The sequence below is a fragment of the Prevotella sp. S7-1-8 genome, assembly GCF_000758925.1.
Lineage (GTDB): Bacteria > Bacteroidota > Bacteroidia > Bacteroidales > Bacteroidaceae > Prevotella.
In genome coordinates this window covers 20,172-38,132 of the sequence record NZ_JRNC01000034.1, presented here as the reverse complement: position 1 = coordinate 38,132, position 17,961 = coordinate 20,172, and the positions used below count along the sequence as shown (strand labels likewise).

The 17,961-nt window shown below is 51.0% G+C and carries 11 protein-coding genes; all 11 read right to left on the bottom strand.

Features of this window, described 5'->3' with window-relative positions; genetic code table 11:
- Nucleotides 1–119: 119 nt before the first annotated feature.
- The 11 genes from HMPREF1640_RS05890 to HMPREF1640_RS05830 all read right to left on the bottom strand — a co-directional run bounded on the left by HMPREF1640_RS05890 (nt 120) and on the right by HMPREF1640_RS05830 (nt 17,767).
- Nucleotides 120–638 carry a hypothetical protein gene (locus tag HMPREF1640_RS05890; protein ID WP_036893222.1) on the bottom strand — a complete coding sequence of 173 codons (519 nt, stop codon included), beginning with the start codon at nt 636–638 and terminating at the stop codon, nt 120–122.
- Complete coding sequence (locus HMPREF1640_RS05885) at nt 610–1,734, bottom strand: protein kinase (protein WP_036893220.1); 1,125 nt, start codon at nt 1,732–1,734, stop codon at nt 610–612. Before HMPREF1640_RS05885 ends, HMPREF1640_RS05890 begins: the two co-directional genes overlap by 29 nt.
- A gap of 121 nt (nt 1,735–1,855) precedes the next feature.
- Nucleotides 1,856–2,482: a deoxynucleoside kinase gene (locus tag HMPREF1640_RS05880; protein WP_036893219.1), complete on the bottom strand. Its 627-nt coding sequence runs from the start codon at nt 2,480–2,482 to the stop codon at nt 1,856–1,858.
- A 39-nt stretch (nt 2,483–2,521) separates the two neighbouring features.
- A complete protein-coding gene (locus tag HMPREF1640_RS05875) occupies nt 2,522–3,172 on the bottom strand; it encodes a deoxynucleoside kinase (RefSeq protein WP_036893214.1) in 651 nt (216 codons plus the stop codon).
- Between the two features lies 1 nt (nt 3,173).
- Entirely contained in the window at nt 3,174–4,277 is a 1,104-nt protein-coding gene (locus HMPREF1640_RS05870; protein WP_036893213.1) for an AAA family ATPase, read from the bottom strand.
- A gap of 73 nt (nt 4,278–4,350) precedes the next feature.
- On the bottom strand, nt 4,351–5,412 hold the full coding sequence (gene buk / locus HMPREF1640_RS05865; protein ID WP_036893212.1) for a butyrate kinase: 1,062 nt from the start codon (nt 5,410–5,412) through the stop codon (nt 4,351–4,353).
- A 40-nt stretch (nt 5,413–5,452) separates the two neighbouring features.
- Nucleotides 5,453–6,307 carry a phosphate acyltransferase gene (locus HMPREF1640_RS05860; protein WP_036893211.1) on the bottom strand — a complete coding sequence of 285 codons (855 nt, stop codon included), beginning with the start codon at nt 6,305–6,307 and terminating at the stop codon, nt 5,453–5,455.
- A gap of 563 nt (nt 6,308–6,870) precedes the next feature.
- Nucleotides 6,871–8,940, bottom strand: a complete 2,070-nt coding sequence (locus HMPREF1640_RS05850) for a galactose-1-epimerase (RefSeq protein WP_036893206.1) — start codon at nt 8,938–8,940, stop codon at nt 6,871–6,873.
- A gap of 104 nt (nt 8,941–9,044) precedes the next feature.
- Nucleotides 9,045–11,048: a hypothetical protein gene (locus HMPREF1640_RS05845; RefSeq protein ID WP_036893204.1), complete on the bottom strand. Its 2,004-nt coding sequence runs from the start codon at nt 11,046–11,048 to the stop codon at nt 9,045–9,047.
- 42 nt (nt 11,049–11,090) lie between these two features.
- A complete protein-coding gene (locus HMPREF1640_RS05840) occupies nt 11,091–13,031 on the bottom strand; it encodes a sialidase family protein (protein ID WP_052051726.1) in 1,941 nt (646 codons plus the stop codon).
- 785 nt (nt 13,032–13,816) lie between these two features.
- Nucleotides 13,817–17,767: a two-component regulator propeller domain-containing protein gene (locus HMPREF1640_RS05830; protein WP_036893191.1), complete on the bottom strand. Its 3,951-nt coding sequence runs from the start codon at nt 17,765–17,767 to the stop codon at nt 13,817–13,819.
- Nucleotides 17,768–17,961: the final 194 nt, after the last annotated feature.

Sequence of the window (17,961 nt, the reverse complement as noted above, 5' to 3'; positions counted from 1 at the left end):
AAGAATAATCTGAACGTTGTATTTAATACAGTTCAATTTTGAATAAAAAAACGCTCATGGCAAGAATATAGGTATGAATTGCGAAATAAATAGTGGTTGAAAATGTTTTGACCTTATGGCTAAATGCTAGCCATAAGGTCAAGGTGAGATTGTGAGTAAGGGTTAAAATTTGTGCGTGCGAGAATAAGCGGGGCAGCGCTCGCTATTTTTTTGTTAAAGCGTTCGATGCCTTTCTCTAAGCTCTCGGTGGGTGCGATAATATTATATTGTTCCCAAAACTCTGGATTTCCAAAGTGTTCAGGGTGATCTCGGAGCGTTTCGCGCTTTTGAAAAGCGTCACGCCCTTTAATGGTCATTAAAGCATTTGGCGCTTCGTGCGTTGCCACCATCTCGGATGTCACACGGCAAGGTGAGGCGAAGAACTTGTGTTCCCATTCGCGTTTAAAGCCTGTGTCTGCGCGAATATAGTTTAGTGAAAGTTGCCCAAAGGCCTTTTCTTGATAGTTTATGTGTATGGTGAGACTGCGGTTTCCCTGTTGTTGCAATTTCAAGGGCTTATGCAGTAGTGTTTCTTTATCTTGTGTCACAGGAAAAAAGCTTTTGCCGTGGTTACAAACCTGCGTTTTTCTTGTTGACATAATCTGCGAACTCTTTGTCGTATGCGGCAAATTGTTCGTTGGTCTTGTTGCCTAAAGCCTTTCGTAAGCCTTTGTAGTAGCGAGACACTTTTGCGTGGATGGCTGCGTTGTCACTGGCAGAGGCGTATATCTTGTCAAGGTCAACGTGCATCTGTGGAACTAAATCGTTGAGAAATTCAAGATCGCCCGAATATTTATCCAATTGGTTGATTGTGGGCGCTTGGACAGGGGGTGTCGTCCGTGTTGAATTTGTTTTGATGGTGTCTGCCACTTCTTTGGTTGGCAGTTGTGCTTCTGTTGAGGGCTGGTTACGATTGAAAATAAATATGACCGCGATGCCAACGATGGCCGCGATGGCCGCGATGGCCGCGGCTATGCGCTTGTTGTGGCGCGAGCCGCTATTTTGTCGGCTTTTTTTTCGAAGTGTGACACGCCGATGCTCAAATGCTTCGAGAAAGGTTTCTATGTCTGGAAATCGGTCGTTTCGTGCGAAATTGGTGCTGCCTTCAATCACGTCACTATATTCGTCGTTGATATTTAGTTCTTTTAATATGGTTCCAAGAGAGAAAATATCTGTTCGAGCGTCAAGAACAACGGTTCCGTCTTTGGCTTCAGGAGCGCGGTATTTTGTTAGTTCGGCTGGCTCGCTGAGCATATCGGCGAAGTGTAGGCGTATATTGAGTAATTTCACTTGGTCGCCTTTGTCGGTGATGAACACGCATGATGGGTTTATCGCGCCATGCACCAATGAGTTGGCATGAATACAGCCAAGCGCGTCTGCCAATTGGTGAATAATGTTTTTCTTTTCCTCCATGTCATGATTTTCACGCATGTAATCGGCAAGCGTGCGCGCTGGCTCCCACTCCAAGACAATGCAATGTCCATAGTTCTCAAAGTCTCTTTCGCCAATACATTTGATGATATTGGGATGTTCTATTTTGTGACAACGGGCGTATTCTCGCTTCAAACTACGGAGATATTGCGGTTTGTTGCGATAGGCTGACTTGATACCAACGAGCAAGACATCCTGTGCATTCATCTTGTCAGTAACTAATATGTTGACACCATAGGTCTTGATTTCGCTTGATTCTGTCATGGTTTTTGGTTTTATGGAATTTTCATGATGAGCTTTTGTTAGCAATGTCGCGCCTTATGATAAAGTGGATTTTTGTAAACATTGACAGCGATATATCTTTGCTAATGCGCCGTTGCTTGTCCTACTTCCCATCCATGGGGAAGAGACCGTAAAGGTTGGCGTCTATCATGTCTGTCACTTTGCGGAAGTCTTCCGCGTTGTCCTCAAAATTGATATTGTCGCCATCGATGATGATGAGGTCTCCTTTGTAGCTGTTGATCCAGTTCTCATAGCGTTTTTGCAAACCTGTGAGATAGTCTATGCGAATGCTTTGCTCAAACGATCGTCCGCGCTTTTCTATATGGTTTACCAACGTAGGTATGGAAGAGCGTATGTAAATCATGAGTTGTGGCAGTTTTACAAGTGATATCATGAGGTCGAAAAGATCAGAGTAGTTCTTAAAATCCCGATCTGTCATAAATCCCTGATCGTGCAAGTTGGGCGCGAAAATGCGCGCATCCTCGAAGATGGTGCGGTCTTGTACGATGGTGTCGTTGCTTTGGGCAATCTCTACGATCTCCTTGAAGCGTTTGTTGAGAAAGTAAACTTGCAAGTTGAAAGACCATCGGTTCATGTCTTTGTAGAAGTCGTCGAGATAAGGATTGTTGTCCACTGGCTCAAATTTGGGTAGCCAGCCATATCGTTTGGCCAAAAGTTTGGTGAGCGTGGTCTTGCCGCTTCCTATATTTCCTGCTATTGCGATGTGCATGATGTAGTGAGAGTTGGGTGTGTGTTGATTTTTTTGTTATTATCTGAGAGTGTCGCCAAACAGCGTGTTGCTGATGTTTTGTAGAGCGGCTAACTCTTCGTCTATGCGTTTGATGATGCTTGCGAAATCTTCTCGTGAGTACAAGAAGTTGAGGTTGTCCACGTCAATGACGAGCGTGCGTCCAGTGTATTTGTTCATGATGAAGTCCTCGTATCGGTTGTTGAGGTTCTTCAAGTAGTCCAATTGTATGTTTTGCTCGTAGTCTCTTCCTCGACGGTGTATATTTTCCACAAGGTGTGGAACCGTAGACCTTAGGTAGACCATGAGGTCGGGTTGGCGCGCTACCATCATCATGGAGTCGAACAGTCCCATGTAGGTTTCGTAGTCTCGATCGCTCATGTTGCCCATTTCGTGGTTGTTTGCGGCGAAGATATGCACGCCCTCGAATATGGAACGGTCTTGTACGATGGTGTTGGTGGATTTTTCGATTTTCAACAAATCACGAAACCTTTCCTTAAGGAAGAATACCTCAAGGTTGAGCGACCATCGGGACATGTTTTCGTAATAATCTTGCAAATATGGGTTTTGCAGTACGCTCTCCATGCGTGGTTCCCATCCGTAGTGTTTTGCGAGCATCTTGGTGAGCGTGGTTTTGCCGCTTCCTATGTTTCCTGCTATAGCGATGTACATGTTATGCTTTTCTCAGTGCCAAGTTGTAATTGTAGAAATCCCGGTTGCCCGTGATATCTCTCACAGGTTTTATAAAAGGTGGAAAATTCACGTCCTCGGCGTTTGTTATGCCTTTGGTCTCCAAGATGGTCATGCCCTCAAGTTGTTCCAAATAAGTGTCAAGCTCAAAGTATTGCCCTTTCCAGATGAAGCTACGGCGTTTTTTGTGTATGGCGCGCCGGTAGGGGTCTGCTTGCGACAGCAATGATTGGTACAGTGCGTTGCTCACTTGTCGTTCAGTCTCCACTTGCTCCATGTTATTGATAGTCTTTTTCATGGTATGTACGTTAACGCGTTTGCCGTTGGGCCAAAAACGCCTGCGCAGTCTTACTTCGCTATCAGGGTCTGATACCAAATAGGTTTGCAGAATGTCGCTATCAATGGTGTTGGGTATTTCGCCGGTCACTTCCACTATGTATTTTCGTTCCTCGGTGATGGGCTGCGCCAATCCTAAAACACTTGAGATTTCTTTGAGCACGCGGTTCAATTTTGTGTCAAAGTCATCGTGGTTGTTGATTACCCTCAGGTGTGGATGCCCGCTCCAAGCGTTAATAACTTTCTTGTCCAACTCGCGAGCCATGCGCAATCCCTCTTCGTTTTTTTGCTCTGCACGCTGCGAGTTGGTCGTGGTGGTATAGAATTTTTCCGCTCCGTCAGCGGCCGACACCAAGTGGAGCACCGCGTCGTATCGGTCTATAAGTTGCTGCGCTGAGGTGCCTATGCTCGCGATTATATCCTCCCATACGTCAGGTTTGAGGTATGCCGAGATATCCATGGTGCCGCGGTCGCACACCACCACGGCAGGCTCTTCCACTTGTTCTGCCATTTTCATAAATTTGTCTTCAAGCAGAAGCTGGGCCTCGAGCGTGGCTTTTTCTCCTTCATAGAAAAACCGTTGGTTGTCGGTGAGATAGTCCATGCCCGCTTGTGAGAACAGCGTGGGTACCTCGGGGATGGTGAATACTTTGAAGCCAAGGCTCGAAAAGTGCTCAATTATTTTTACCAAGGCGGTGGTTTTTCCAGCGCATGGGCCACCAGTGAGGACTATTTTCTTTATTTCTTTCATTGGCAACGTGGCTTGAGTGGTATCTTCGCCAAGGGCAAAGTTACTTATTTTATTGTATAAAGCCAAGCATTTCTTATTTATATTCTTGTGCGTTCATTTCTCCATGTAGCACGGCGAGCGCGTCCTCGGCGAGCGCTATCATCTCGCTCTCGCCCGGAAAACAGTGGAACGGCGCCATAAACTCCACACGCTGTCGCAGCATTGACACGATCTCGGCGCAATGAGCCACGCCGCCTGTCACGAGAATGGCGTCAACATTGCCACAGAAGTAGGCTCCGAGCGAGCATATCCATTTGGCTATATTGTATACCATGCCCTCCACCACAAGTTTGGCTTGCTGGTCGCCCGCGTGCACACGCTTCATCACCTCGCGCATGTCGTTTGTGCCAAGATGGGCGGTTATGCCGCCTTTGCCCGTTATCATGCGCAGCAATTGCTCTTTGGTATATTTTCCACTGAAGCTCAGGTGCACCATGTCCGAGCTGGGCAAAGATCCCGACCGCTCTGTGCTGAAAGGTCCTTCGCCACTGATGGCGTTGTTCACGTCGACCGCTTTGCCGTGGTCATGGGCGGCTACGGACACGCCGCCACCAATATGGCACACTATGAGGTTTAAGTCTTCGTACCGCATGCCGTGCTCTCGCGCGAAATGTTTGGCCACGGCACGCTGGTTGAGAGCGTGCCATACGCACGACCTTGGCATTTCAGGGCGACCGGATACGCGTGCCACTGGCGCCATCTCGTCCACCACGCCCGGCTCTGCCATGAGAGCCCTGCTGCCTGGTATGAGTTTCGCAATGTCTGAGGCTATCTTGCATCCCAAGTTGCAAGCGTGGTGATATTTGGCGTTCAGGTTGTCGTGTATCATCAAGTCGTTGATTTCGTATGCGCCTCCCGGTACGGGCTTGGCAATGCCGCCACGGCCTATCACAGCGTCAAAGTTCAGTGGAATGTTATGTGCGCTTAGTTCGTTTAGCACGAGTTCTTTGCGAAAATCGTATTGCTCGTGAACGTCGCCGAACGCCGCCAATTCACTGTTCGAGTGGTGAATGTTGGTTGAGAAAGTTGGGGTGTTGTCATCAAATGTGGCTATTTTGGTGGACGTGGAGCCGGGGTTGATAACTAATATCTTCATATTGCTTAAAATTTCAAGGTTTGGTGTCGCTGCAATGGGCTCATTCGTTCACCGTGCCCAATGCGGCGGCTATGGCCAGGCTGTAGTATTTGGTCTCTGGAGCGTCGGCGCGTGATGTCATTACCACCGGCACTCGTGCGCCTTGTAGCAAGCTGGCCAATTTGGCCTCGTTAAACAAGGTGATAGTTTTGTGAAACACGTTACCGCTCTCTATATTGGGGAATACCAGCGCGTCGGCCTCGCCGTTGATGGGCGATACGATACCTTTCACTTTAAGGCTTTCAGCCGAGCATGATGTCTTCAGGTCCAAAGGCCCATCCACGACGCATTTGCCAAATTGGCCTTGCTTGGCCATCTGCGCTATCTCGCGGTATCCTGCGGTATAGGGGAAGTGGCGCTCGTCCACTTCTTCGCTGCAATGTATGAGCGAGATGCGTGGCTCTTCGATGCCCATGGCGTGGCACAAGGTTGCCACGTAGCCCACTTGTCGTACCCGTTGTTCATGGGTGGGAAACGGAATGACGGCCGCATCAGTATAGAAAAGCAATTTGTGGTATTCTGAAAAGCTGGCGCATGCGGTGTGTGTCAACATGTTGCCATCGGGCAACAAGCCGCCTTTGTAACGTATAATGGCTTTGAGCAATATCTCAGACGGTACCAATCCTTTCATTATCATGTCCACTTCACCGTTTTGCGCCAAGCTCACGGCTTTCTCGGCCGCAAGCTTGGGGTTGTCATCATCGAGCGTCACTGGATCTACAAAACCCTCTTGGGCAGCTTGGCTCACGGCCTTGATCGTCGCCTTGTCTCGAGGGTTAACCACGGCCACTCGTCGACAAATGCCCGCGGCTTTCAGTCGGTCTACCACCTCGTTGAAATTTTTGATCGTATTCATAGCGTGTTGTGATTATTTTTTCTATTGGTTGAAACTGTCTTTCTAATGCGTGCAAAGATAAATAATAATTTTTAAATTGAAAATGCGTGATGGGGGTTTTTATATGTCAACAAAATATGATTTGGCATTTGTGTCTCGTCAATCCCTTGCGCTTTGATATGAGAGACATTGATTGTGTTATAAAAAAACCGGCGCGCTCTCACGAGTTGGCCGGTTTTAAAAAATTAACTTTAATAATCTAATACCATGAAAAACACGATACAAAGATACAATATAGTATGAAAATTTTACAGATGTACTCCTTAAAAAATCTTAATAAACAAGTGAGCCACGCTGATTTTTGTTTTCTCGCTTTTGCGCGGCGTTGTCTAAGCGCGCTATGTGGGTTGGCATGCGCTTTGTCACATTCGTTTTTTCAGCTCTGCGCATATCCTTTGTGGAGTGCGTGTGTTTTTTTGTAACTGTTTCTAAAATGTTCGCAGTGTTGGCACTCGCGTTTGTAACTGAAATCCCGGCGTGATGGATGCCTCCTTGATGGCGGCGGAGCGCTTTTCCACTGTTTCTCATTTTATGGAGAAACGGTAGGCGCAATGGCTTGTGTAGCATTTGCCGGGGGCAAGCGTCGTGGATGGCCACTGTGGCTTGTTGGGGCTGTCAGGGTAGTGTTGTGTTTCCATGCATACAGAGGCATGGCGAGGATACCTGTAGCCCAATTTGCCCGGGAAGCTGCCGTTGAGGAAATTGCCCGTGTAGACTTGCAATCCTGGCTCATCGGTCATCACCTCCATATAAATGCCTGTCAACTTGCTGTATAGGCTTGCGGCTACCTTGTGGTCGTTGCCTTTGTTGTTCCGATAGGTGTTCAGGCACCAGTTATGGTCGAAACCTCCCGCCGCTTTTGTCATGGCGTATGCCTTGTTGTCAATGTTGGCGGACAGTGGCGTAGGCTTTCTGAAGTCCATGGGCGTGCCTTTTACGGGGAGCGTCTCGCCCGTTGTCATGTAGGTAGTGTCCGTTGGCGTGAATTTGTCAGCGTTGATATACAGCGTCAAGTTTTCAGCGTTTTGGTCTGGTTGCCCATTCAAGTTAAAGTATGAGTGGTTAGTCATGTTTATGAATGTCTTGCGGTCGGTGGTGGCTTTGTACCTTATGTCCAACGTGTTGTCGTCGGTGAGAGTGTATGTCACGGTTGCTTCTACGTTGCCGGGGAAACCGTTGTCTCCATCGGGCGAACATATCTTGAACGTTGCGTGCCGCTTATCCGCTGCCACGGTTTGGTAAACTTGGTATTGCCATCCCGTGAATCCGCCATGCAAGCAGTGCCCAAAATTGTTGCGCGGCAATTGGTACGCCTTGCCGTCTATCGTTATTTTCCCTTGGTTTATGCGGTTGGCGTAACGGCCTATGGTCGCGCCGAAATCGCTTCCGAAATTTTCTCTGTCAGCGTATTGGGCTATGTCATCGTAGCCCAATACCACGTCGCGCCGTATTCCGTTTCGGTCGGGCACCACGATTGACACCACGCGCGCTCCAAAGTTTGTGATGCAAACCTCCATGCCCTTGTCGTTGGAGAGCCTGTATAGGTGCGTTGGCTTGCCGTCTATGTCACCCTCGAAGCGCGATGGGTCCAGTTGGCTGTCGGTAAGTCTCCACCTCGGGTCTATGAATGGAGCCTCGGCCACGTTGGATGGCTGGCTACCCATGATGTGTGGCCATCCGTCCACCCAGTCCACCCGGTCCATGTACAGCAGCCGTCCGGCGTCTGGGTCGCCTGATTTGAATCCGTGGTACAGCAGGTAATCTCGTCCGTGGTCGTCTGTTATGATTTCAGCGTTGTGCCCTGGCCCCACCACGTTGTCGCTGCGATGCAGTACTACTTCGTAATTGTTGGTAAGCAGGGGGCGTCCCTTGCGGTCCACGTATGGCCCAAAGAGATCGCGCGAGCGACCCACCGTCACTCGATAGGTGCTTCGCTCGCCTTCGCAGCAAGTGCCAGCCGACCCAAATAGGTAGTAGTAGCCTCCGTGACGGTATATGTACGTACCCTCCATGAACGTGCCTGCCACCTGCCTTGGTTTCTCGCCGGCTTTTAAACTCAGGCCATCGGCGTTCAACTCCGCGCCGTAGATGCCTCTGAACGATCCCCAGAACAAGTATTTGCGCCCACCGTCCTCAATGTAAAAAGGGTCTATGCAGTTTTGTATGCCGATGCCTCGACTTTGGAATAGGCAACCGTGATCCGTGAAAGGTCCTCCCGGGGTTGTCGCGGTAGCCACCCCTATGCCTGCGTCCCACTCGCCGCCCCATGTCGATTTGGAGTAATAGAGCACGTATTGGTTTCCTATTTTGTTGATGTCGGGCGCCCAAATGCTTCCGTTCGGCAACCATTTGGGACGGCTGTCTTCATTGAAAGCCGTGCCGACGAACTTCCAATGTACGAGGTCTGTCGAGTGGTACACCGGCACATTCCGCACGTTCTCGGTGGCGTACAGGTAGAAAGAACCGTCCGCGACGCGCGTTATCGTGGGGTCGGGGGTACTCGTGTTGATGATTGGGTTGTGGTATTCGGCAGGTTGAGCTGCCATGTGGGTGGCCGTGAGAATCGTTAATAGGGCCGAACTTAATCTTTTCATAAAATGTCTCGTTTTAACTTGTGTGTTTTCGGCTTGCCTTGTCCTGCTTTTATGGATAGTGGAGCAATCGGGATAAGGTAAGCCGCTTTTTCTTGCTTCTGTCGCTATTTTAAGAAATTCACTGTTCGTTCAGGGCTGTACATTTCCCAAAGAGACGCGACGGTCCATCCTGGCGCGAATATGGTATTGTAAAATCCCTTGCCATTGTGCCCATAGTCCCATGTGGTGTGCTGCACCACTTCCGGGTAATATCCTGGAACGGCCACCCCGCAAAGTCTCTTTGGAGTGGGCATGAGTTGGCTCATGGAAGAGCGCATCACGTCCACCATGCGTTCGAATCTCGGCTCTCCGGTTTGCTTGGCTATCCATTGGGCGATGTGTGGCAGCTCGAAAACAAACACGTCTATATGGTTGTTCTCCACCGACACGTTGCCCCATCCGCGGCTCTTGAAGCCAAGGTCTCCGAGCATTTGCCCTTGCGCGAAAGGTACGTCCCACGTGTAATACCAAGTCATGGCGAAATATGTGGCCCGTTTGCACAGGTCTGTGTATTTGGCTCGTTCCTTCCCTTTGGATACCATGGCCAAGTAGTAGGTGGCCGTCACCGAGGCTATGGCAGCCTCCTTGTCCTCGCAATTGGCGTCAAGGGTTGACGAGAAGTAGTCGCTTTTGGAGATGATTTCCCGTGCCACGTAGTCCACGGTGCGCTTGGCGGCCGACAGGTAGCGCTTGTCACCAAAATATTTGTACCCCATTACCAATGTCGAGGTTGCCGATGGTGTGCTTCCTCCGGACGCGTCAATGTCATGGCCGTTGTCATCGTATTTGCGAGCGAAATGGCCATCGGGTTTTTGTAGTCTCACAAGGTTGTCGAGGATAGATTTTGTGCGTCGTTCCCACTCTTTGTGTTTGCGTCCTTTTTGTTTCTCGTAGTTCAAGTAATGAAGCACGGCGTATATGCCTTCGCTCTGTTGGCGTATGGAATGTACGTATCTCTCGGGCGTTTTTTGGGCGTAGTCTCGCCAGTCTATGAGCCAACCACGTGGCGTGAAGCCGTTGGCCAGCCAACTGTCAAAGATATCTTTGCCCATTTTGGCCAAACTCTTGTCTCCATTTCGCTCGCCGTATTCCAGCTCGTTGAAAGCGTTGAGCAGAACCCGTCCGCAGAAGCCTAACTGTATCTCGGGGCAAGGTTTGCAGGTGGCTGTCTCCAAGGTGATGCCCGAATTGTATTTTAGTGGGTACTTGTCCACGAACGACTGGCGGAAGTAGTTGGTCAGTTGGCGCTTTATCTCATAGGGGCTCATCGAGTTTTCCAACAGCTTGGGGTTCATCGTGTCGAAAGCGTACTGCCATGTGCGCGCGACGAAGTCCCCGTAATTGCTGGCTTCCACTTGGTGTACTCGCCAAGTCACGGTTCGCTCTTGGCCAGCGTCAAGCCTCAAGAAAGTTCGAATGGGCTGTGCCAATGTCAGTTTCCGGATGTATCGCTTGGGCGTTTCCATATAAGGAAATCCGAATGTCAGGCGCGCGTTGCCCCTCTCGTTGTCAAACCCCAAGAAGCCAATACTTGTGCTGCCAGACAATATAACGTCACCCCCTGTGTGCGCCGTGAGGCATTCGGCCGAGCCATCCACCACGCGCAATACGGACACGCCTTTGCCCTTTTGGGCGTCGAATGCCGACGTCAGTGGCGTGGACAGGCGGTCCTCCCGAAAGTTCCAGCTCTTTGAGGTGTGGAAAGATGGGGCTGATTGTGGCGAGCGCAGGTTGCGGTGATACCAAAAGCCTGGCAAGAAGAACTCGCTGTCGTCCGTCTTGAACCCCGTCGCGAGGCTGGCCTCGAAGCTGAAGTATACCCGTCTCTCCGCCTTGAAACTCACGCTAATCATCCTGTCGGAGCCTTCTTGGCGCTCGTCTATGTGGATGTCGATGGGTAGTGTGGCGTCGGATTGCAGCTTGTTGCCATTTTGTCTCAAAACATACCGGCATGGATTGTTTCCGGGCTGCTTGAGCGTTATGGCACTCTCGATGTTGGCGGCGTGGGCTTGTGGCGCAATGGCTAAAAGCGCGATGGCGCGGTAAATGAGTCTTGCTATTCTTTTCATAGAGTTTGAATGTGGAGCCGTGGCTGATGCCATGGGCGTTGGTTATTTGTTTAGTTTTGTTTCGATGATTTTTCCCTCGATATATTGTATGTCGTTTTTTACGCATGTTTCGCCTTTGTAGCGAGAGTGGGTTATGGCCAGCCAAATGGTAGAGTCGTCTTTGAGGAATAGCGAGCCATAGTAAGCCCCCTCCCCGGCGGGCAACGTGGCGAATGGCTGGGTACGATACTTAAACTCCCGTCCTGTGTTGTCGCCTATCGACACCGCCGTGCGGCATGTTTGCCACACTTGGCTGCTTTGGTCCTTGTATCCGATGAGCGCGGTTTCGCCCGTGGGCAGTTGGAGCAGGTATGGCGCGCATGCGCCGCGTATGTTTTCGTTCACCCATCTGTGTGGCGTGTTCGTTCCGGTCCAGCTTGCCGAGTCCCAGTCGTTGTTCAGCTCTCGATACACCAAGGTAGGGTTGTCATCGCTGTAAATGCTCTCAATGGAGAAGAGCACCCCCTTGTTTCCCTGTAGCGATATGGGCACGGGCATACCATCGCGACAGTTGGGGTTGAAAGCGGCGCGTTTGAGGGCGGTCCACGTTTGTCCGTTGTCGGTGGAGCGTGCGTATAGTATCTCTTGGAGGAGATGGTCTCGTTGGCGCTCCCACCAATAGGCCTCGGACGAGACCAGCAACTCCAGCTCGCCTCCTGGCAGTTGGACGATTTGCGGCTCCCATGTGCGTCCTCTGCCCACAGTGATGGGGTCGCCCCATGTGTCACCGCCATCCTTTGATATGAAGACCATCACTTGGCAGTTCTCGTTGGTTTCTGGACGGGCGTTGCCTATCAGTTGCAAAAGTATCCATCCATTGCTCAGTCGTGTGAGCGTGGGGTCGGCGAATCGTCGCCACCCGTGGCTGTCGGTTGAGAGGACGCTGTCGCGGTTCAGCAGCTTGGTGGGCGCCGACCATGTTTTGCCATTGTCGGTGGATCGTTGCAGGTATATGTCGTGCCAATGGTCTGTGTCGGGCGCTGTTCCGTCCCCGCCGTGATAGGTCAGCAGGATGGTGTCGGCCGACACGCGTAGCAGGCGTGGGTACTCGGCTTGGACGCTGTCGGGCGATAGCGTTATGCGTGTGGTGTCCCATCTAATGGCGTGGCTCGCGGGCCTCACGGTGTGGTCCACTGCGTACGAGCTGTAATCGGTGAGCGTGCGAACGGTTTTGCTGATGGTTTGGCGGTGTCCGTTTATGTTGGCTGTCACGGTGGCCACGTAGTCTGTCGCTGGCTTCAATCCGGTGATAAGCTCGGTCGTGAACATGCCTTTGTTGTCTTGGTTGGATCTGTATGGTCGTTGTTGTCCCTTGGGGCCAAAACAAAAATTCACTTGTCCAACGGTGGCTTTGTCTCCTTTGACGTAGAACGTTGGCCGTACGGCATGCTTTGTGATGACCCAATTCTCAGTGCCCCAGCGTAGACCGGGCAATGTCTCGATGATTTTTTCAGGACTGTAAATAGTTGCCCCGCTGCGTGTCTTGACATAAAGTGTCACGCGATACCGCTCGCCAGGTAGCAAGCCGTGACAACTGACAGTGGCTCTTTTCGTGGTGGGTATCGCTCCCGCGTTGGCCACCTTTGCCATGTCGCGCGCGCTCATGGGCATTCCTTGATAGTTCCGGGCGAAGCCCCATTCCACTATTTCGTCTTTGTGAACAGTCAGCCCGGAAAGCTCGAAGGTGGCGCAGTTCGCGCCGACGCTCACGGTTCGCAATTTGAGACTCGTTGACAGCTCCCCTGCGTCTTGCTTGGCCAACCTGTGCGTTTTGTCATGGCCGCGCGGCGATTGAGTGCGCATGTCAGTGGCGCGCTTTGGCGAAAGAATGTTTGTGGACACGCAAGAATAAGGTGCGCGCGCTTGCGTCGGAGCGTTTGGCAACAAGAACGCCAGCGATACCATGATCTTGCGGCGCGCGTGTCTAATTATCGAGGCTGTCATTGCTTGTTTGTTTTTTTGCGTTCAAGGTAGGCGTTCGCGATGGAACGCGGGCATGAATGTGTTGGCAAGTTGTTTAGATGTCTATTCTGTTTTTAATTTCACGTGCAAATTTAGTTTTATGTTATTGATATGACTGCAACAAACCGTTCAAAAAATAGCATAAATGGGCCAAATGGGCTAAATGTGGCACGTTTTGAGCCGCGGACGGTGTTTTTCAGAATGGCGTGCTTGGCCTTGGCGGGATGCGGCCCGGCCGTGTCGGAGGGTGACATGCGTGCGAGGCAAATGTAACAAACAATGATGAAAAACATTGACAAGAAGGCTCTTGAAATTTGTGTATTTGTAAATGGTGGTGTCGCTGTCCGCAAATACGCGAAAAATGGCGAGCGTTTGTAAGCTGTTGCCAGTCAGCGTTTTGTGGGGAAAAAGCTGGCAACGTGTCCGAAAGATGTTTTTTTTGTTGTCCCATCAGGGCTTAATGGTGAGGCGAGGAAACACTGAAGACGGCAAGAATAGGGCTTAAACGTGTTACGTTTAAGCCTTGGACGCACTGTGAAAAAGGTGCGATCGTCATGTGACGCGCGCGCGCAAGCTGTCGCGAAGAGTGATTTTGCGCCTAAAATGTCATTTTGTCGTCGTAGAACAAGTGCGCCGTATGGCCCTGTTTTCGTGATTTTTTATTTACGTTGGCAATATCGATTAATCACGGCCATGTTCGTGCCCACGATGTCAACATGTCTTGATGTCTTGAAGAACGGGGCGCGTGGGCCGCGCGCCGTGGTTTTTTACTTGGCCATGAAGTCCTTGGGCAACATCCCAAACTGTTTGACAAAGCACTTGGCAAAATAGGATGGGGTGCTGAAGCCCACCATGTAGCACACCTCGTTGATTTTATACTCGCCGGACCGCAATAGCTCGGCGGCCTTTTTCAGGCGTTCGAGCCTAATGTAATCGTTGGGTGAGATGTCGAGCGTGCTTCTGATTTTTCGGTTCAGGTTGGTGCGGCTCATATTCATGTTATTGGCAAGCGTGTCCACGTTGAAATCGCTGTTGGTGAGGTTGGCGGCAACAGCTTCGGTGAGTTGGTCTATGAAATTCTCGTCCACTTTGTTGGTGGCTACCGACCCTGTGCTCACGAAGGGCGATTTGGCGTACGCCCTTAGCGCGTTCTCCCGGTTGCGCAACAGATTTTTAGTCGTGCTGACAAGATAGTCAAGCGAGAAAGGCTTTTCTATGTAGGCGTTGGCCCCGCTGTCCATGCCTTGCACTTTCGCGCTGTCAGATGTAATGGCGGTTAGCAGAATGAAAGGCAAGTGGCTGTGCCTGATGTCGTTCTTGACGTTTTGGCAGAGGGTTATCCCATCCATTGGCTCCATCATCACATCGGATATGACGAGGTCTATGTTGTCTTGCTCCAATCGCTCGATGGCATCGTTTCCGTTTGTGGCGGTTACGATGTTGAATTGTCTGCCAAGCTGTGTTTCCAAATAGGCAAGCATGTGGGCGTTGTCATCGACAACGAGCAAGGTGTGCCTGTGCTTGGTCAATGGCGTCACGGCCTCGGGTTCTTGCGATGGATATTCTTGCTCCTCCACGATTTCGATGGCGCCGTTTTGGTGCGTAGGCAATGTCAAAATAAAAGTGTTAAGCTTCTCATTGTTGTCCATGAGCAGTTGGCCGTGGTGCAACTCGGCGAGCGATTTGGACATGGGCAGGCCAATGCCTGTGCCCGAGGCCTGCTCGTTGTTGCCGATACGTACGAAAGGCTCGAAGATACGCTGGCGCATGTTCTGAGGAATCACAGGGCCGTCATTGCTGATAAGGAGCGTGAACGAGTTGGGGTGGGTGTCCAGTGTGAGCCAGACGTGTGTACTGCCGTAGCGTAGGGCGTTGTTGAGCAGGTTCGAGAGTATCTTGGTAAACCCCTCCTTGTCCACATGTGCCGTCAAGCCCTCGCTTGGCAGGTGGGTGCTGAGTGTGAGCGAGCGTTGGCGCATGGCGGGCCGAAAGCGCTTGAGCGTGTCGTTGATGATTTGGCAGATGTCGCACCGCACGAAATTCATGCGCATGGTGTCTTGCTCCGCGCGGCGAAAGTCGAGCAGTTGGTTGGTGAGGTTCAGGAGCCTTTGGGTGTTAAGCTCCATGACGTTCAGGTCATCCAACACACGCTGGTCTTTCACCGATCGCCCGTTTAGGATGTTTTCCAAAGGGGCTTTGATGAGGGAAAGTGGCGTTCTGATCTCGTGTGCCACGTTGGTGAAAAATTTGATCTTGAACTGGTACAACTCTTTCTCTTTCTCACGCTCAAAGCTTTCGATGCTAAGCTGTCGTTTGGCCTCGTGGTGCGCATGGTAAGCCCGTATGATTAGCCACATGACGGTGCTGGCGAATATGATATAGAAAATGATGGCTGGTGTGGAGAGGTAGAAAGGAGGCTCGATTTCTATGTTCATGGAGAATGGGCGATCGTTGGGCGCCCCGCTTTGTCCGCCCGCTTTTCTCACTTCGAGAGTGTAGTGCCCGAAAGGCAGCTTGCCAAAGGCTATTATGGCGTTGTCGCTGATGTTTTGCCATTTGTCTTCATACCCTTTCAACCTGTATTCCAAGTCTTTCACTTGTGGCACGGCGTAGTTGAGCGTGGCCATGCGGAAGGCGATGGAGTTTTGGTCGTGCTCCAGTCGCAGTGAGCTTGCGGTGATGATGCTTTTCTGCTGTCCGTCGGTGGTGGTGACGACGTTCATTGGCTGGTTGTTGACCATCAATTCCGAAATCACGATATTTGCCCTTTCCTTGGAGCTGTCCGTGAATTTTAAGGGGTGGAAAGCTATGAAGCCATTAAGGCTTCCGAAAAAGATGCGCCCGTCGGCGGCCAAGAGCGACGAGCTGTAGTTGAACTGGTCGTCGAGCAATCCGTTGTTGGTCGTGAAGGTGCGCGAGTTTCTTGTCGAGGTGTTGTAGCGCACAAGCCCTTTGTTGGTGGTGAGCCATAGGGCGCCGTCCGCGCTCTCCACTATGCGGAAAACTACGGAACGAGGCTCGCGTTGGGGTATGGGCACTGTCGTGAAACTATTCGTGGCCGCATGGTATAGGCATACGCCACCGCCCTGTGTGGTGAGATAGATGTGCCCTTTGGAGTCTTCAAAAACGCTCAAAACCTTGTCGGAGGTCAAGCCTCTGGCATTGTGATGCCGTTTGTATTGAGTCCATAGTCTGCTTTTTGGCTCTCGCCGAAACACGCCATCGGAATAAGTGGCGACCCAAAGCGCACCTCGTCTGTCCTCGTGGATGTCGTAGATGAGTACCGGTGGCAGTCGCTTGTCGAGATAGAACTTGCCAGAGGCTTGGTCGTATAGGTAAAGGCCGCGCACCGTGCCAACGTATAATTGGCCGCTTCGTGTTTTGTAAAGGGCGAAGATGCTGTTGTCGTGCAGGTCTCCGGGTCTCTCCGTGGCGTTGAACGAACGCAACACACGGCGCGTGTTGATATTTATCTGTTTCAAGCCGTTGGTGAAGGTGCCCACCCAAAGAGTGTTCCCGTCGGCTAACAAAGCATGCACGTTGTTGAAAGCCTCGCTCTCTTTCACAAATTCTATTTGACCCGTTTGCGGGTCCATGCAGTTAAGCCCTCCGTCCTCGGTGCCTATCCAGATACGCCCATTTTGGTCTTGCTCAAACTCTCTAACCCTTCGCCCATGCAGCCCGCCCGTGCCGGCGCTGTTGGGAATGAATTTCTCAAAATGGCTTTCCAAGTTGGGGTAATAGTTTACTCCGCCAAAATAAGAGCCTATCCATACGCTCCCCTCGCGGTCCATGCACAATGCGTAGAGCGGGTTGTCGGATAGCGAGAATGGGTTGGATGGCTCGTAGCGGTAGTGTTCCAAGCGTTTCGTGTCAAGGTTGTAGACAAACAATCCTCGCTCGGATGCCGCCCATATCTCTCGCCCCCGTACCAACAAGTCGCGCACAAAGATGTCGCCGTATGGCTTGAGCAGTGGTATGACGGCGTGTGTCGCGGTGTTGACGATGGATAGGCCGTTAACGGAAGAGCCCACGTAAAGCGTGCCGTTTGGGGTGGGGACTACGCGCGACACTACTTCGTCTTTGAACATTTGCGTTCCATGCCTGTTATTGAGAGGGTGTAGCGTGGCAAGATTGTCCATGGAATACATCAGGCCGCCACCATATAGCCCTATGTACAGGCACCCTCTCGCGTCGCGCGCTACACTTGCCACGTTGGGTAAATGTCGCAAGGGATAATGCCGCATGGAGCGCGTGTACGGGTTATAGCGGAAGAGTCCCTGCTCGTTGGCGGCGATAAACAGCTCATTGTCAACGAGTGTTAGGTCTGTGACGTTGTTTTGCACGCTTACTCCATCGTCTGCCTTTGTTGTGAGTGGCCGGAAGTTGTCGGTGATTGATGAGTAGACGAAGACACCTTCGTCTGTACCTATGTAAATATCGCCGTCGGGCGTTTCGCATAGTGTGTTGATATAGTCGCTACCCAAGGCGCCGTGGGATGGTTTGCGATAATAGATTCTGAAGTGCGTGCCATCGTAGCGGTTGAGTCCGTTTTTTGTGGCGAACCAGATGAAACCATTCCGGTCTTGCAGTATGCTGCTCACAGTGTTTTGGGACAATCCATTGTTGATGTCTATGTGCTTGAAAAGATAGGCGGCTGATATGTTTTCGGAAATGAGATACATCGCGACAAACACTGTCTTGAGAAAACGACTCATGTGATTTTTAATTGATTGTTATGCAAACGTACGTCTTTTTTTGAACAAGGCCAAGTAAAAATGGCTTTTATTGGAACAAGTATGGTTCGCGATGATGCGACCGGCAAAAAGAAGAGCCGCCCCCGCGTCATTTGCTGATGCGGAGCGGCTCTTTTTTCGTGTCAATGCGATATGTTTAGACTGTCATGGCCAAG

What these genes read in the sequence shown, in the direction of transcription:
- HMPREF1640_RS05890 (WP_036893222.1), bottom strand. Translation starts at nt 638, where the DNA reads ATGTCAACAAGAAAAACGCAGGTTTGTAACCACGGCAAAAGCTTTTTT.
- HMPREF1640_RS05885 (WP_036893220.1), bottom strand. Translation starts at nt 1,734, where the DNA reads ATGACAGAATCAAGCGAAATCAAGACCTATGGTGTCAACATATTAGTT.
- HMPREF1640_RS05880 (WP_036893219.1), bottom strand. Translation starts at nt 2,482, where the DNA reads ATGCACATCGCAATAGCAGGAAATATAGGAAGCGGCAAGACCACGCTC.
- HMPREF1640_RS05875 (WP_036893214.1), bottom strand. Translation starts at nt 3,172, where the DNA reads ATGTACATCGCTATAGCAGGAAACATAGGAAGCGGCAAAACCACGCTC.
- HMPREF1640_RS05870 (WP_036893213.1), bottom strand. Translation starts at nt 4,277, where the DNA reads ATGAAAGAAATAAAGAAAATAGTCCTCACTGGTGGCCCATGCGCTGGA.
- buk (WP_036893212.1), bottom strand. Translation starts at nt 5,412, where the DNA reads ATGAAGATATTAGTTATCAACCCCGGCTCCACGTCCACCAAAATAGCC.
- HMPREF1640_RS05860 (WP_036893211.1), bottom strand. Translation starts at nt 6,307, where the DNA reads ATGAATACGATCAAAAATTTCAACGAGGTGGTAGACCGACTGAAAGCC.
- HMPREF1640_RS05850 (WP_036893206.1), bottom strand. Translation starts at nt 8,940, where the DNA reads ATGAAAAGATTAAGTTCGGCCCTATTAACGATTCTCACGGCCACCCAC.
- HMPREF1640_RS05845 (WP_036893204.1), bottom strand. Translation starts at nt 11,048, where the DNA reads ATGAAAAGAATAGCAAGACTCATTTACCGCGCCATCGCGCTTTTAGCC.
- HMPREF1640_RS05840 (WP_052051726.1), bottom strand. Translation starts at nt 13,031, where the DNA reads ATGACAGCCTCGATAATTAGACACGCGCGCCGCAAGATCATGGTATCG.
- HMPREF1640_RS05830 (WP_036893191.1), bottom strand. Translation starts at nt 17,767, where the DNA reads ATGAGTCGTTTTCTCAAGACAGTGTTTGTCGCGATGTATCTCATTTCC.